Origin of the sequence: Janthinobacterium sp. HH102 (assembly GCF_001758625.2) — a bacterium.
Lineage (GTDB): Bacteria > Pseudomonadota > Gammaproteobacteria > Burkholderiales > Burkholderiaceae_D > Janthinobacterium.
Genome location: NZ_CP062062.1, coordinates 1,411,906 through 1,426,669 on the forward strand (window position 1 = coordinate 1,411,906; position 14,764 = coordinate 1,426,669).

General features: G+C 61.5%; 12 protein-coding genes and 1 pseudogene. 5 read left to right on the forward strand and 8 right to left on the reverse strand.

Annotation, left to right across the window (positions count from 1 at the left end):
* Window position 1: 1 nt before the first annotated feature.
* Window positions 2-1,072: a S1/P1 nuclease gene (locus JAB4_RS06410; RefSeq protein ID WP_070219355.1), complete on the forward strand. Its 1,071-nt coding sequence runs from the start codon at window positions 2-4 to the stop codon at window positions 1,070-1,072.
* Between the two features lie 35 nt (window positions 1,073-1,107).
* Here JAB4_RS06410 and JAB4_RS06415 read toward each other — a convergent pair whose 3' ends face one another.
* Window positions 1,108-1,872: a DeoR/GlpR family DNA-binding transcription regulator gene (locus tag JAB4_RS06415; protein ID WP_070219326.1), complete on the reverse strand. Its 765-nt coding sequence runs from the start codon at window positions 1,870-1,872 to the stop codon at window positions 1,108-1,110.
* Between the two features lie 95 nt (window positions 1,873-1,967).
* Here JAB4_RS06415 and JAB4_RS30625 point away from each other — a divergent pair.
* Window positions 1,968-2,552: pseudogene (locus JAB4_RS30625) on the forward strand (NUDIX domain-containing protein); the annotation flags it as partial.
* Window positions 2,553-3,065: 513 nt separating this feature from the next.
* Here JAB4_RS30625 and JAB4_RS06425 read toward each other — a convergent pair.
* The 7 genes from JAB4_RS06425 to JAB4_RS06455 all read right to left on the reverse strand — a co-directional run bounded on the left by JAB4_RS06425 (window position 3,066) and on the right by JAB4_RS06455 (window position 11,296).
* Window positions 3,066-4,037, reverse strand: a complete 972-nt coding sequence (locus JAB4_RS06425) for an ABC transporter permease (protein WP_034754516.1) — start codon at window positions 4,035-4,037, stop codon at window positions 3,066-3,068.
* A 4-nt stretch (window positions 4,038-4,041) separates the two neighbouring features.
* Entirely contained in the window at window positions 4,042-5,121 is a 1,080-nt protein-coding gene (locus JAB4_RS06430; RefSeq protein ID WP_070219324.1) for an ABC transporter permease, read from the reverse strand.
* Window positions 5,118-6,647: an ABC transporter ATP-binding protein gene (locus tag JAB4_RS06435; protein WP_070219323.1), complete on the reverse strand. Its 1,530-nt coding sequence runs from the start codon at window positions 6,645-6,647 to the stop codon at window positions 5,118-5,120. The genes JAB4_RS06430 and JAB4_RS06435 overlap by 4 nt, the downstream gene beginning before the upstream one ends.
* 81 nt (window positions 6,648-6,728) lie before the next feature.
* A complete protein-coding gene (locus JAB4_RS06440; RefSeq protein WP_070219322.1) occupies window positions 6,729-7,724 on the reverse strand; it encodes a BMP family ABC transporter substrate-binding protein in 996 nt (331 codons plus the stop codon).
* A 493-nt stretch (window positions 7,725-8,217) separates the two neighbouring features.
* Window positions 8,218-9,120 (reverse strand): LysR family transcriptional regulator, encoded by a 903-nt coding sequence (locus JAB4_RS06445; protein WP_070219321.1) that lies wholly within the window; start codon window positions 9,118-9,120, stop codon window positions 8,218-8,220.
* Window positions 9,121-9,205: 85 nt separating this feature from the next.
* The gene (locus tag JAB4_RS06450) at window positions 9,206-10,126 is read right to left on the reverse strand and encodes a pseudouridine-5'-phosphate glycosidase (RefSeq protein WP_070219354.1); all 921 of its coding nucleotides are present in this window, start codon (window positions 10,124-10,126) and stop codon (window positions 9,206-9,208) included.
* Window positions 10,127-10,138: 12 nt separating this feature from the next.
* Window positions 10,139-11,296 carry a carbohydrate kinase gene (locus tag JAB4_RS06455; protein ID WP_070219320.1) on the reverse strand — a complete coding sequence of 386 codons (1,158 nt, stop codon included), beginning with the start codon at window positions 11,294-11,296 and terminating at the stop codon, window positions 10,139-10,141.
* A 356-nt stretch (window positions 11,297-11,652) separates the two neighbouring features.
* Here JAB4_RS06455 and xapA point away from each other — a divergent pair, with 356 nt between their 5' ends.
* The 3 genes from xapA (at window position 11,653) to deoC (ending at window position 14,760) form a co-directional block, all read left to right on the forward strand.
* Window positions 11,653-12,492, forward strand: coding sequence for a xanthosine phosphorylase (xapA, locus tag JAB4_RS06460; RefSeq protein WP_070219319.1), 840 nt, complete (start codon window positions 11,653-11,655; stop codon window positions 12,490-12,492).
* 118 nt (window positions 12,493-12,610) lie between these two features.
* Window positions 12,611-13,804, forward strand: a complete 1,194-nt coding sequence (locus JAB4_RS06465) for a phosphopentomutase (RefSeq protein ID WP_070219353.1) — start codon at window positions 12,611-12,613, stop codon at window positions 13,802-13,804.
* On the forward strand, window positions 13,801-14,760 hold the full coding sequence (gene deoC / locus JAB4_RS06470) for a deoxyribose-phosphate aldolase (RefSeq protein ID WP_070219318.1): 960 nt from the start codon (window positions 13,801-13,803) through the stop codon (window positions 14,758-14,760). Before JAB4_RS06465 ends, deoC begins: the two co-directional genes overlap by 4 nt.
* The last annotated feature ends 4 nt before the right edge of the window (window positions 14,761-14,764 follow it).

Sequence of the window (14,764 nt, forward strand, 5' to 3'; positions counted from 1 at the left end):
CATGAAAAAATTACTCTGCGTGCTGGCGCTGGGTGCCGCTTTCGCTTCCGGCAATGTGCTGGCCTGGGGCAATGACGGCCACCGCGCCGTGGGTGCCATCGCCGATCAATTGCTCAAGGGCAGCGTGGCCCAGGCGCAGGTGGCCAGGTTGCTGTTGCCCGGCGAAAGCCTGGAAAAGATCGCCAACTGGCCCGACTGCGTGAAGGGCACGTATTGCGGCCCGCAATCGCCGGAGATGTTGAGCTATGTGGCGGCGAATCCCAAGCATGGCGAATATCACTACACGAACGTGCCTTTTCAACATGCGCATTACCACGACCATGGCGTGGGCACGGCCGATGACGATATCGTGCAGACGCTCAAGCGGGCGATCCTGGTGTTGCAGGGCAAGGCCGATGCGGCCAGCAATCCGCACGGTTTCAGCCAGCGCGAAGCGCTGATCCTGATCACGCACCTGGTGGGCGATATCCACCAGCCGCTACATGTAGGCAATGCATTTCTCGGCAAGGATGGCCAGTTCTTCGTGCCCGCCACGCAGGCGCAGATCGACGACGTCGCCATCTTCAATGCGCGCGGCGGCAACGACTTGCTGCTCGACGATGCGAAGATGACGGCCCTGTCGGACGCCGTGATTCCCGCGCCGCTGCCGGCGGAAGCGGGCGATACCAAGCCTGCCAGCAGCTATCCGAAGTCGCCCACCAGGCCCCTGCATTCCTACTGGGATACGACCGTCGTCGATTACGCCATGCGCCGCCTGAGCACGCGCACGCCGCAGCAGTTCGCCCGTACCGTGATCGCCAGCCAGCCACAAGTGAGCGCCAACAGCGGCGACCCCGCCACCTGGCCGTATCAGTGGGCCGATGCCGCGCTGGCGGCGTCCAAGATTGCTTTCACGGACGTGGCGGCGGGACCGGCCACGCAGCAGACCAGCCGCAAGGGCGATGTCTACAACGTCTGGACCCTGACGGTGCCGGACAATTACCCGGTGCCCAGCTCGGCGCTGGCGAAGCAGCAGCTGACCGAGGCGGGCTATCGCCTCGCTGCCGTGCTGCAGGCGATTTGGCCGCAGTAAGGTGTCATCCGAAAGCGGCCTGCGGGCCGCTTTTTTCATGCCAGGGTGATGGCGATGCCCATCTCGCGGAAGGGCGCGACCAGGGCGTCTTCCACGTCGCGGTGCACGATGATATCGTTGACCTGGCTCATGGGTGCGATTTGAAACGGCGAGGCCGTGTTGAACTTTTCCGACGAGGCAAGCACGACGGTGCGGTTTGACGCCTCGCTCAAGGCACGCTTCACGCACGCTTCTTCGTAATCACCGGTGGTGATGCCCGCTTGCGGATGCAGACTGGATACACCCATGAAATACAGGTCGGCGCGGATGCGGCCGATGGCTTCCACGGTGGCCGCGCCGACGCCCACGATCGAGTGTTTGTACAGGCGTCCGCCCAGCATCAGCACCTCGATGAAAGGGTGATGCACCAGCTCGACGGCAACCGAGGGGCTGTGCGTGACGACGGTGGCGCGCAAATCGCGCGGCAGCTGGCGCGCCAGCTGCACGGCGGTCGTGCCGCCATCGAGAAACACCACTTGCCCCGTTTGTATCATGGCGCCTGCCGCGCGTCCGATGGCGGGCTTGGCTTCGGGCGAAATCTGTTCGCGGGCCGCAAACGGCGCCAGCGCGGGCGAACTTGGCAGCAAGGGGAGGGCGCCGCCGTGCACGCGTTCCAATAGCCCTTCTTTCGCCAATTCGCGCAGGTCGCGCCGTATCGTGTCTTCCGACAAGCCCAGACTATCGCTGACGGCCTTGGCGACGATCTGCCCTTCGCGCTGGAGCATGTCCAGCAGGTATTGTTTGCGTTGATGTGTCAGCATGGTTTTTCTTGAGTGTTCTTGTATTTTCTTGATATTGCACGAGTTTGCATGATAAAGTCGGCGAAGGCAAGCACATGTAAACACAAGGAGACACTATGCGCGAAGAAAATAGCAAGCAGGAACGGGTCCGCATCCAGCAGGTGCAGACCCTGTCGCATGACTGGTATCTGCTGCAAAAGACCACGTTCGACTATCTGCGCCACGATGGCGAATGGCAGACGCAGACGCGGGAAACTTATGACCGTGGCGACGGAGCCACCATCCTGCTCTACAACAAGGCCAAACGCACGGTGATCCTGATCCGCCAGTTCCGCTTTCCTACCTACCGCGAAGGCCACGATGGTTTTCTCATCGAGTCGGCCGCCGGCTTGCTGGAAGAAGCCAGCGCCGAGCAGCGCATCCGCGCGGAGGTGGAAGAGGAAACCGGTTACCGGGTGGGGCAGGTGCACAAGGTGTTCCAAGCCTTCATGAGCCCCGGTTCCGTGACGGAACGCCTGCATTTCTTTGTCGCCGAATACGACCCCGCCAGCCGCATCGGCGACGGCGGCGGCCTGGCGCACGAGGGCGAAGACATCGAGGTGCTGGAGTTGCCGCTGGCGCAAGCGCTGCGGATGGTGGCGGACGGGCGCATCTGCGACGGCAAGACCATCATGCTGCTGCAGCATGCGCAGCTGCATTTGATGCCAGGCAAACAGGGGCAGCAGATTCTCGTAGCCGGCCCTTACCGTTCGGGCACGGGCGACGACCCGGCCCTGATGGCGGCGAATGTGGCAGCCATGGAAGCCGTCTGCCTGCCCCTGTATGAAAAGGGCCACATGCCCGTGCTCGGTGAATGGCTGGCCTTGCCCATGCTGGCGCTGGCCGGTTCCACCCGGGTGGGTGACGCCGTGTACGAGGAACTGTTCCACGCGCATGCGACGCGTTTATTGAGCCACTGCGATGCCGTGCTGCGTATCGGCGGTGCGTCTGGCGGAGCGGACCAGATGGTGGCCGTGGCGCAGGATCTCGGTTTACCCGTGTATTTCTCGCTGGACGAGATTACCCAGGCGTAAAAAAAGCGAAGCCCAAAGGCTTCGCTTTTTGTCATTTTAGGGAGCGCCTGAAAAATGCCCAGGGCTAGGCGTCTTGCCGAAGGCAGTACGAATGTACGACGAGGCAAGGCAACGACGCCATGGGTATTTTCTCAGGTGCTCTTAACGCGATTTTACAAAGGGGATGCCGATAGCCTTCGGCGCGATGGATTTCGCCATCAAGCCCGCCAGCACGATTACGGTGACGACGTACGGCACCATCTGGATCAGCGAGCCGGGGATGCGGCCCACGACGGGCAAGTCCACGCCTTCAATTTGAATCTGGATGGCGGCGAAGAAGCCGAACATCAGGCAGCCGAGGAAGGTGTAGACGGGGCGCCAGTTGCCGAACACCATGGCCGTCAGGGCCAGATAGCCGGCGCCGGCCGACATGTCGCGCAGGAAGAAGCCGCTTTGCACGATGGCCAGATACGCGCCCGAGAACGAGCACAGGATGCCCGCCACCAGCATGGCCAGGTAGCGCGTCGCTTCCACGCTCACGCCGGCCGAGTCGGCCGCATGCGGGTTTTCGCCGCAGGCGCGCAGGCGCAGGCCGAAGCGCGTGTGGTACAGCAGCCAGTGCACGAGCGGGATCAAGAGGAAGGCCACGTAGACGAGGATGGAATGGCCGCCGATCAGATGGGCATACACCCAGCCGATGAAGGGAATATGCTCCACGTACTGCGTGCCCGGCAAGACGACGTCGAACAGTCGCGCCGAACCGAGGTCGGGCGTGCGCCCGCCCTGCTGGAAGAAAAATTGTGCCAGCACGAAGGTCAGGCCGCTCATGGCGATGTTGATCGCCATGCCGGCCACCAGCTGGTTGCCCTTTTGCGTGATGCTGACGTACGCCTGCAGCAGGGCCAGGGCGACGCAGACGAGCATGCCGGCCGCCATGCCGTAATACGGGTTTTGCGTCGTGTAGGCGACGGCGGCGGAAGCGAAGGCGCTGGCCAGGATCTTGCCTTCCAGGCCGATGTCGATCATGCCGCTGCGTTCGGCGAACAGGCCGGCCATGGCGGCAAAGATCAGGACGGGCGCATTGCGCACGGTCGATACCAGGATGCTGGCGAATTGAAAGTCGTCGAGTGTCATGGTGTTAGCCTTTGGTGCGCTTGAGCAGGGCGGAAATGGCCGGTGCGTAGAAGTTTTCCATGGCGCCGCAGAACAGGATGATCAAGCCCTGGATGAAAATGAAAGTTTCCGTCGGGATATTCGGTTTTTCCAGCGACAGGTCGAAACCACCCTGGATCAGCGCGCCGAACAGCACGGCGGACAAAAAGATGCCGACCGGATGCTGGCGGCCCATCAGGGCGATGGCGATGCCGATGAAACCGGCGCCGCCCACAAAATTGAGCGACAGGTAATGGGTCGAACCCATGATGGAATTGACGGAACCGAGGCCCGCCAGCGCGCCGGAAATCAGCATGACGACGATGATCATCTTGCTGATCGACACGCCCGCATAGTGGGCCGCGTGCTTGTTGAGGCCCGTGGCGCGCAGCTTGAAGCCCCACGACGAACGCCAGACCATCACGCCGTAGATCACCAGCGCGGCGATCGCCAAAATAAAACTGATGTTCAGCGGTGTGTCGCCCAGCGACGGGAACCAGGTGGAGAGGCGCGGCATTTCGCCGCTTTCCGCAAACACGCGGCTGGCCGTGTTCTGCTCCCCCGGCGGAATCAGGTACTTTACGATAATAAAATTCATCAGGCTGGCGGCGATGAAGTTGAACATGATGGTGGTCACCACGATGTGGCTGCCGCGCTTCGCTTGCAGATAGCCGGGCAAAAAGCCCCACAAGGCGCCGAACAGGGCCGCGCCGATCATGGCGGCAGGAATCAGGAGCCAGGCGGGCAGGGTCTGGTCGAAGGCCAGCATGGCCACCGTCAAGCCCAGGCCGCCGATATACATCTGGCCTTCGGAACCGATATTGAACAGGCCGGCCTGCATCGCCACGGAAACCGAAAGGCCCGTGAAAATGAAGGTGCTGGCGTAGAACAGGGTGTAGCTCAAGCCTTCCGGATTGAGGATGGCGCTGTGGACGAGGATCGACAGCGATTCGGCGGGGTCTTCGCCCAGCATATAAATCACCAGGGCTGCGACCAGCAAGGCCGACAGCAGGTTTAACATGGGCATGACAAAGGCTGTCGCCCAGCGTGGCAAGTCGTTATTCATGATTTATGCATTCCCCCCATCAACAGACCGATGCGGGTGGTATCGAATTCTTCAATTTTCAGTTCGCCGGTGATGCGTCCGCCGCACATGACGAGAATGCGGTCGGCCAGCGCCCGCACTTCTTCCAGTTCGACTGACACCAGCAGGATCGCCACGCCCGCGTCGCGCAGGGCCAGCAATTGCGTATGGATGCTTTCGATGGTGCCGATGTCGACGCCGCGCGTGGGTTGCCCCACCAGCATCAGTTTCGGCTTGGCCAGCACTTCGCGTGCGATCACCACCTTTTGCTGGTTACCGCCGGACAGCAAGCCGATGCGCAGGTCCGGATTGGCCGGGCGCACGTCGAAGGTTTTCAGCAGTTCGGCGCAGCGGGCGCCGATGGCCTTGAAGTTGAACAGGCCCCAGCGGTTCTTCAGGTGGTCCTGGTAACCGAGGATGGTGTTCTGCATGACGGAGAAATTCTTCACCACGCCATCGCGCAAGCGGTCTTCCGGAATGTGGGCGATGCCCAGCTCGCGGAAGGCCAGCGGCAAGCCGTCGGCATCGTGGCGCTTGGCAAACGGCAAGTCCTTGTCGAGAAAACGCAGCTTGCCGGACGTCGGCAGGCGCATGCCCGACAGAATTTCCAGCAGCTCGCTCTGGCCATTGCCGGAAACGCCCGCGATGGCGACGATTTCGCCGGCGCGCAAGTTGAAACCTATATCGGCCAGCAATTTGACTTGCTGCTCGTCGGCCAGTTGCAGATCAGCCACTTCCAGCACCGTGGCGCCCGGATTGTACGGTGCGCGGGGCAGGTGGCTCTGGATGGGGCGGCCCACCATCATGTTGGCCAGTTCCTCTTTCGAGGTGCCGGCCGTTGCCACGGCGCCCACCACCGTGCCGCCGCGCATGACGGTGACGTTGTCGGTGATTTCCAGGATCTCTTGCAGCTTGTGCGTGATCAGGATGATGGTCTTGCCTTGCTCCTTGAACAGGCGCAGGATTTCAAACAGCGAGGCCGTTTCCTGGGCCGTCAGCACGGCCGTCGGCTCGTCGAGGATCAGAATATTGGCGCTGCGGTAAATCTGCTTGAGGATTTCCACGCGCTGCTGCGCGCCGACGGACAAGTCTTCGATCTTCGCCAGCGGGTCGACGTCGAGGCGGTAGCGCGCGCAAATCTCGCGCAGTTTCGCTTCCGCTTCCGTGCGGTGGCTGGCCAGGCGAAAACCGCCTTCCGTGCCCAGCATGATATTGTCGAGGACGGTGAAGTTCTCGACCAGCATGAAGTGCTGGTGCACCATGCCGATGCCGAGGTTGATCGCTTCCTGGCTGTTGCGGATAGGCTGTACTTTCCCGTCGAGCAGGATTTCTCCGCCGTCGGCACGGTAGTACCCGTACAGGATGCTCATCAAGGTCGATTTGCCGGCGCCATTCTCTCCCACCAGGCCGTGGATACTGCCCTTGGCGATGGAGAAGCTGACGTCGGCGTTCGCCTTCACATGTCCAAACTGCTTGGAAATGCTGCGAAATTCTACTGCTGGCTGCATAGGTTCATAACTGGATAGTTTCATGGAAACGCGCCGCGCGGAGACAGGCCCCGGCGGCGCGCTAAAAGATACGGAGAAAAATTAAACCGGGCAGCTGCTGCCGACGCGGTAATCGATCACTTTGATCTTGCCATCGATAATGTCCTTACGCGCACCCAACACGCGTTTTTCGATTTCCGGCGTAATCAGCTTGCGGTTGTTCTCATCGAGGGCCCAATCCACGCCGCCCTCTTTCAAGCCTTTATAGCTGACGCCGCCCTTCCAGGTGCCGTTCTTGACTTGCATGAAGCTGTCGTAGACCGTGTTGTCGACGCGCTTGACCATCGAGGTCAGGATGCTGCCTGGATACAAATGGTTCTGGTTCGAATCGACGCCGATCGCCAGCTTGCCTTTTTCCTTGGCCATTTGCAGGGTGCCCATGCCGCTGCCGCCGGCGACGGCGAAGACGACATCGACGCCGCGCTCGAATTGCGAGCGGGCCAGTTCGCCGCCCTTGGCCGGGTCATTCCAGGCGCCGGACGTGGTGCCGACCATGTTTTGCGTGATTTCCGTCTTCGGATTGACTGCCTTGACGCCTTGCGCGTAGCCGCAGGCGAAGTTGCGGATCAGGGGAATATCGATGCCGCCGATGAAGCCTACTTTCTTGCTTTTGCTGGCCATGGCTGCAGCCACACCGACCAGGTAGGAGCCTTCTTCTTCCTTGAAGACGACGGAGTTGACGTTGCTGCCGGCGGCCTGGCCGTCGATCAGCACGAATTTTACGTTCGGAAATTCCTTGGCGACCTTTTGCACGGCTTGCGTTTGCGCAAAGCCGATGGCGGCGATCATGTCGAGTTTCTTGCGGGCCAAGCCACGCATGACTTGTTCAGCCTGCGTATCGCTCGATGCCTGCACTTCGATGAAGGAAATGCCCGTGTCTTTTTTGAAGCGCGATGCGCCTTCGAAAGCGGATTGGTTGAACGACTTGTCGAACTTGCCGCCCGCGTCATACACGACACCCAGTTTTGGGGTAGCCGCGGACGCTTGAGCAGTCAGAAATACGGCTGCGATCGTCAAACTAAATTGTGTAAGTTTCATGAATTGGCTCCTGGAAGATCGATATTGTATATTTTTTATAGGTGAAACATATAATTTGGGGCCGATTTAGCCTGTTTTTGATGCACGAGGTGATAATTCCTTATCAACATTGCACTGTATCGCACAAGATCATTGCTGACCTCGCGTGCTTTCATGTCGACAGTGTGATGCTCATGCAACAGTCGCGCCCCGTCTCTTTTATAAGTACAACATCGAATGGGGCTGCCGGAGCGGGCTGGGATGCGCCGTCAGTGGACGGGCAGGGCAGGCACGGAACCGGCGCCGCGATGGGCGTCCGAATCACTATGCATCATGCCAGATATGTATGACAAATACGTTTTTGTTTAGCTATTTATATGATAGCCATATAAATTGAAATGCAAACCCAAAACGAAGGGCTGGGGTCGGACGGGGACGCCGAGTCCCTGAGGGTCCGACCCCGGTCTTGCTGCTTTTCGGGTTGCCGTTGCTTGCTGACGCTTGAGGCTTTGCCTCAATTAGCTGGGGGATTGATGATATTCAGGAAAGCCCGCACGACGGGGGCGTCGTCGAGCGTCGTGTAGCTGATGTACAAGTTCGCCGACGGCGGATTGGTCTTGATTGGCAGGAAGACGACGCCGGGCCAGCCGATACGGCTCGTCGTTTCCGGCACCAGGGTCACGCCCAGGCCCGCGCCCACCATGGCCAGCAGGGTTTGCGGTTCGCTCGCTTCCTGGAAAATCACGGGCTCGAAACCGGCATTGATACAGCATTGCACCAGGTAGCGGGGAAACGCGGATTTGTCGAGGTTGAGGGTCAGCATCGGCTCGTGGGCGATGTCGATCAGCTCGATGGCCGTGTTTTTTGCCAGCGGATGGTGTTCATTGACGGCCACGCAGACGTTTTCGCGGAAGCACAGTTCCTGGCGCAGATTATCGTGGCGCAAGTCGTCGTCGTTGAGTTTGGGTTCGCGCCAGAAACCCACGTCGATCTGTTTGGCGCGCAAGGCTTCGTATTGCACCGTGGGACCGAATTCATGGATGGTCCAGGTGACGCGGGGAAATTTGGTCTGGAATTCTTCCAGCAGGCTGGGGATGGGGCCCCACATGGCCGAGCCGACGATGCCCACGCGCAAGCGGCCCACTTCGCCGCGGTCGATCTGGCGGATGGTATCGATGGTCATGCGCATCTTGGCCAGCAGCTCGGCCGCCTCGTTCATCAACGCCTTGCCCGCCACGGTCAGCTCGAAGGTGCGCGTGGTGCGCGCAAACAGGCGCACGCCCAGTTCGCTTTCCAGTTTCATGATCTGCTGGCTCAGGGGCGGCTGCGAGATATGCAGGCGCTCGGCCGCGCGGCTGAAGCTTTTCTCCTCGGCAACGGCAAGAAAATACTTTAACTGTTTCAGATCGATGGACATGCTTTCCTTGGCGTTGCGTGGTGCCTGGCGATGGAACGGCGCGCGGACCGGTAACGGCGCGCGCGCTTTCTTTACAGCGGTCCTATTATCGTGCCACGACCGCCTGCATGGCAATGGCCAGCGCGGTGCCGACTTGGGCATTGTGTTTGACCAGGGCGATATTCGTCGCCAGGCTGCGGCCATCCGTCAGCTGCTTGATGCGCGACAACAGGAATGGCGTGACTTGCTTGCCCTTCACGCCGCCCGCGTCCGCTTCCTGCAAGGCTTGCGTGGTGATCGCATCGATCTCTTCCTTGGGCATCGCTTGCGCGGCCGGCACGGGGTTGCTGACGATCACGCCGCCTTTCAAGCCCAGCTGCCACTTGGTGCCGATGAAGGCGGCCTGCTCGGCGGCCGTGTCGAGGCGGAAATCAGCCTTGAAGCCGCTTTCGCGCGTAAAGAAGGCGGGGAAGCCTTCCTGGCCCACGCTGATGACGGGCACGCCGTGGGTTTCCAGGTATTCCAGGGTCAGGCCGATGTCGAGGATGGATTTGACGCCCGCGCAGACGACGGCCACGGACGTGTGCGCCAATTCCTGCAAGTCGGCGGAAATGTCGAAGCTCGTTTCCGCGCCGCGGTGCACGCCGCCGATGCCGCCCGTGACGAACACGGCAATGCCGGCCAGTTCCGCGCAGATCATGGTGGCGGCCACGGTGGTGGCGCCCAGTTTTCCCTGCGACAGGACGAACGGCAGGTCGCGGCGGCTGACCTTCATGGCGTCGGGCGAGGTGCCCAGCAATTCCAGCTGCTCCGGCGACAGGCCCACACAGATCTTGCCGCCGATGATGGCGATGGTGGCCGGCACGGCGCCGCCGTCACGGATGATCTGCTCCACTTCGCGCGCCATTTCCACGTTTTGCGGATACGGCATGCCGTGCGAAATGATGGTCGATTCCAGCGCCACGATGGCCTTGCCGGCGGCGCGCGCATCGAGCACTTCTTGCGAGAACGAGAGGAAATTATTCAGTTGCGTCATGTGTCAATCCTGTTGAAAGAGGGTAGGGGGAGGCGGCGCCAGGTCGGCGTCGTCGATGTCGTCGAGGGCGCCGGCCGAAATCAGGGGCGAGACGGTGGCAGCCGATTCCAGGGTCATGGCCGCCAGCTTCAGGCCGCGCCGGCAAGCCAGTTTCAAGTCGCTGATGTCGTGGTACAGCGACCAGCAGACGGCGGCGGAAAACGCGTCGCCTGCGCCCGTCACGTCGACGGCGTCCACTTCGCGCGCGGCCAGGTGCACGATGGGTGCATCAAGATGGTCGCCATCCGTGAAATACACGCCTTCGCCGCCGCAGGTGACGATCACCTGACGCGCCCCCTGGCGCTGCACTTCGCGGCAGGCGGCGCGCACCTCGAACGCCGTCGGCAAGGCGCGCGCCACGCGCGTTTCCAGTTCGCCCCGGTTCAGGATCAGCAGGTGCAAGCCCGTCAGGTCTTGCGGCAGGTGCGCCATCTTCGGCTGCGAGACGGCGACGATGACGAGCGGCGTCGCGCGGGCCGCGTCCTGGCGCGCATCGGCCAGCAGTGCCTGCACGCTGTCGTGGCTCAGGTTCAGGTCGCAGACGGTGAGGGCGGCGGCGGCGCGCTGCGGCTGGCGGCTGTGCAAAAAGGCCGGCGTCAGCTGTTCGTACAGCTGCATGTTGGCCATCGCCAGCAGCATTTCGCCATGCTCGTCGAGCACGGCGGTATAGGTGCCGCTGCTGGTGTTGCTTAAATGCAGGCTGCCGCGCATGTCGATGCCCGCGTCTTCCGCGTGCGTCTGCAGCGCATGGCCGGCCGCGTCGTCGCCCAGGGCCGTCAGCAGGGCCACAGGAATCGACAGCCGGGCCAGGTTTTCCGCGATGTTGCGGCCCACGCCGCCAAACACTTCTTCCGAACGCACGGGATTCGAGGTGCCCATCTGCAAGGTTGCCAGCGTGCGCATCTTGCGGTCGAGGTTGGCGGCGCCTATGCACAGCACGGGACGGCTGTCGGGCAGCACGTAGGCGCGTCCCAGCAGGCGTCGCTCGCGGATGAGTCCGGCGATGTGGCCGGCGACGGCCGAGCGCGACAAGCCCAGCTCGCTCGCCAGGTCTTGCTGCGAGATGAAGGGGTTGTTGCGGATCAGCGCATATAGCTGGTCTTTTTTATTGGTATCGGTCACAAGGTTTCACTGAAAGGATAAACATTTGTCCGAAACTTTAAACATTTGTCCGATTGGTGTCAAGCGTGCATAAAAAAACCTTCGTATGGAGCTTGTATGCATGCATTTCCCGGGCATGGCGGGCCTGGGCTAGCCTCGACTATAATATCGGCCATTTATATTTGAATTGTATAAATGGGCAAGAAAAATGGTATTTGCCATACATATTCCGTTTGATGCATAGTGGCGGCAAATACAGCCATACGCATTTCGATATACCAGTAACACCATAGATACCCGCTACCTGGGCCGCAGTCCATACCGGGCACGGCCGTGCAGGCAGCAACCAATCATCATTAGTCAATCAGAGGATAACCATGTCGAACAACACCCCTTTCCACGCCGCCGAAATCATCCGTGCCCGCGCCCCTGAAAATTTCAAGCCGCGCGTGGCGATGATCCTCGGCTCCGGCCTGGGTGTGTTGGCCGAGCAGATGACGGACGCCGTCAGCATCAGCTTTGACGAATTGCCAGGCTTCCCGATCAGCACCGTGCACGGCCATGCCGGCGAACTGGTGGTCGGCACCCTGTCGGGCGTCGCCGTCGTCTGCATGAAGGGCCGTGGCCATTTCTATGAAGGCTATGGCATGGGCGTGATGACGAGCGCCATCCGCACCTTGAAACTGCTGGGCTGCGAAATGCTGTTCGTTACCAACGCCGCCGGTTCCCTGCGCCCTGAAGTGGACGCCGGCAGTCTGGTCGCCATCAGCGACCATATCAACCTGTTGCCAGGCACGCCGATGGTCGGCCCGAACGACGACCGCTTCGGCCCGCGCTTCTTCAGCATGGCCAACGCCTACGATGCGGACCTGCGCAAGCTGGTCAAGGACACGGCAGCCGCCAGCGGCATCACCCTGCACGAAGGCGTGTTCGTCGCCTACCCTGGCCCGAACTTCGAGACGGCCGCCGAAATCCGCATGATGGCGCGCCTGGGCGCCGACACGGTCGGCATGTCCGTGGTGCCGGAAGTGGTCTCGGCCCGCCATTGCGACCTGAAAGTGGTGGGCGTGTCCGTCATCACCAACCTGGCCGAAGGCATGTCGCCATTCGCCCTGTCGCACGAACAAACCCTGAAATACGCGGCCATCGGCGCGAAAGACCTGGTCAAGCTGATTCTGGCTTTCCTCTCCAAAGTAGCTGAAAAGCCGCAAGCCTAAGCACTTTTTTATGCAGCAGCGGCGCGCCGGCCATCGGCGCTGCCGCGCGGCAGGCCGGGAAAATCCGGCCTACACTGACCGCATCATCTTTGCATCACTCCATAAAGCGAGCCTTATCATGTCACGCGCATTTATCCTCCTGCTTGATTCCTTCGGCCTTGGCGCGACGCCAGACGCCGCCAAGTATGGCGACGCAGGTGCCAATACCTTTGGTCACATTGCCAGCACTGTCGCCAAAAGCGGCAAGACCTTGAAACTCCCGAACATGGAACGCCTGGGACTGGGCGCCGCGGCGCACCTGGCCAGCGGCGAATGGGCCACGGGCTTCGACCAGCGCGACGGTTTCACCGGCGCCTACGGCGCGGCGCGCGAGCGCTCCACCGGCAAGGACACGCAGAGCGGCCACTGGGAAATCGCCGGCGTGCCCGTCGAATTCGACTGGGGATATTTTCCCCGCACCACGCCGTCGTTTCCGGCCGACCTGACCGACAAGCTGAAAGCCCTGTCCGGCGTGCCGGGCTTCCTCGGCGACTGCCATGCCTCGGGCACGGACATCATCAACAAGCATGGCGACGAGCACGTCGCCACCGGCAAGCTGATTATCTACACCTCGGGCGACTCGGTGATGCAGATCGCCGCGCACGAAGAATCGTTCGGCCTCGAGCGCCTGTACGAAGTGTGCGAAATGGCCTTCAAGCTGGTCGAGCCGTACAACATCGGCCGCGTCATCGCCCGTCCGTTCACGGGCAGCAACGGCAACTACACGCGCACGTCCAACCGCCACGACTATGCGGTGGCGCCGCCAAGCAAGACCCTGCTCGACCACGTCAAGGATGCGGGCGGCGAAGTCGTCGGCCTGGGCAAGATCAGCGACATTTTCGCCACCCAGGGTATTTCCAGAGTCGTGAAGGGTGTCGACAACATGGCGCTGTTTGAAGCGCTGTTGAAGACGGCCGATGAAGTGCAGGACAAGTCGCTCACTTTTGTCAACTTCGTCGATTTCGACCAGGCATTCGGCCACCGCCGCAACGTCGAAGGCTATGCCGACGCGCTGCGCGAAATGGATGCGCGCCTGCCGGAATTCATGGCCAAGCTGAAGGAAGGCGACCTGGTCGTGATCACCGCCGACCATGGCTGCGACCCCACCTGGCACGGCTCCGACCACACCCGCGAACACATTCCGATGATCTTCTTCGGTCCCGGCGTCGCCCCGCGCGCGCTGGGTATTTCCGAGACGTTCTCCGATATTGGCCAAACCCTCGCCAAGCACCTTGGCGTACCACCACTTGCTAATGGAACCAGCTTGTTATGACACTCATGCACCCCGAATTCAAGCGTAACGAGGCCGTTGGCCTCGACCTGGGCTGGATCAACCAGATCCGCGTCAACCGCGCCGCGACGGACCGCCGCGCGGCCAGCCTGGCGAACCGCCGTACCGTGAAAAAGGAATACCAGGCCGCCTGGCTGGTGAAAGCCATCCAGATGATCGACCTGACCACCCTGGGCGGCGACGATACGCCGGGCCGCGTGGAGCGCCTGTGCATGAAGGCCATGCGCCCGTTGCGCGCCGACCTGATGGACGCGCTGGGCCTGACGCAGCTGAGCACCGGCGCCGTGTGCGTGTACCACGAGATGATTCAACCGGCCGTGAAAGTCATCCAGGGCCGCTTGCCCATCGCCGCCGTGTCGACCGCCTTTCCGGCCGGCCTGACGAACATGGAAACGAAGCTGCGCGAGATCGAACTGTCGGTCGCCGCGGGCGCTTCGGAAATCGATATCGTCATCACGCGCCAGCATGTCCTGAACGGCAACTGGCAAGTGCTGTATGACGAAATGCTGGCTTACCGCAAGGCGTGCGGCGAAGCGCACGTGAAGGCGATTCTCGCCACGGGCGACTTGCTAACCATGGAAAACGTGGCCAAGGCGTCGTGGGTGTGCATGATGGCCGGCGCCGATTTCATCAAGACATCCACCGGCAAGGAAAGCGTCAACGCCACCATTCCCGTGGCCCTGACGATGGTGCGCACGGTGCGCGAATACTATGAACAGACGGGTTTCAAGGTGGGCTTCAAGCCGGCCGGCGGCGTCAGCTCGGCCAAGAGCGCGCTGCAATACCTGACCCTGATGAAGGAAGAGCTGGGCAACGAATGGCTGCAGCCGCACCTGTTCCGCATCGGCGCTTCCAGCCTGCTGACCGACATCGAGCGCCAGCTCGAGCACTACGTCACCGGCAGCTACTCGGCCAATCATCGTCACGCACAACCTTAAAGAA

Coding starts and splice junctions, on each gene's coding strand:
- JAB4_RS06415 (WP_070219326.1), bottom strand. CDS start 1,872: ATGCTGACACATCAACGCAAACAATACCTGCTGGACATGCTCCAGCGC.
- JAB4_RS06425 (WP_034754516.1), bottom strand. CDS start 4,037: ATGACACTCGACGACTTTCAATTCGCCAGCATCCTGGTATCGACCGTG.
- deoC (WP_070219318.1), top strand. CDS start 13,801: ATGACACTCATGCACCCCGAATTCAAGCGTAACGAGGCCGTTGGCCTC.
- JAB4_RS06465 (WP_070219353.1), top strand. CDS start 12,611: ATGTCACGCGCATTTATCCTCCTGCTTGATTCCTTCGGCCTTGGCGCG.
- JAB4_RS06410 (WP_070219355.1), top strand. CDS start 2: ATGAAAAAATTACTCTGCGTGCTGGCGCTGGGTGCCGCTTTCGCTTCC.
- JAB4_RS06430 (WP_070219324.1), bottom strand. CDS start 5,121: ATGAATAACGACTTGCCACGCTGGGCGACAGCCTTTGTCATGCCCATG.
- JAB4_RS06435 (WP_070219323.1), bottom strand. CDS start 6,647: ATGCAGCCAGCAGTAGAATTTCGCAGCATTTCCAAGCAGTTTGGACAT.
- JAB4_RS06440 (WP_070219322.1), bottom strand. CDS start 7,724: ATGAAACTTACACAATTTAGTTTGACGATCGCAGCCGTATTTCTGACT.
- xapA (WP_070219319.1), top strand. CDS start 11,653: ATGTCGAACAACACCCCTTTCCACGCCGCCGAAATCATCCGTGCCCGC.
- JAB4_RS06445 (WP_070219321.1), bottom strand. CDS start 9,120: ATGTCCATCGATCTGAAACAGTTAAAGTATTTTCTTGCCGTTGCCGAG.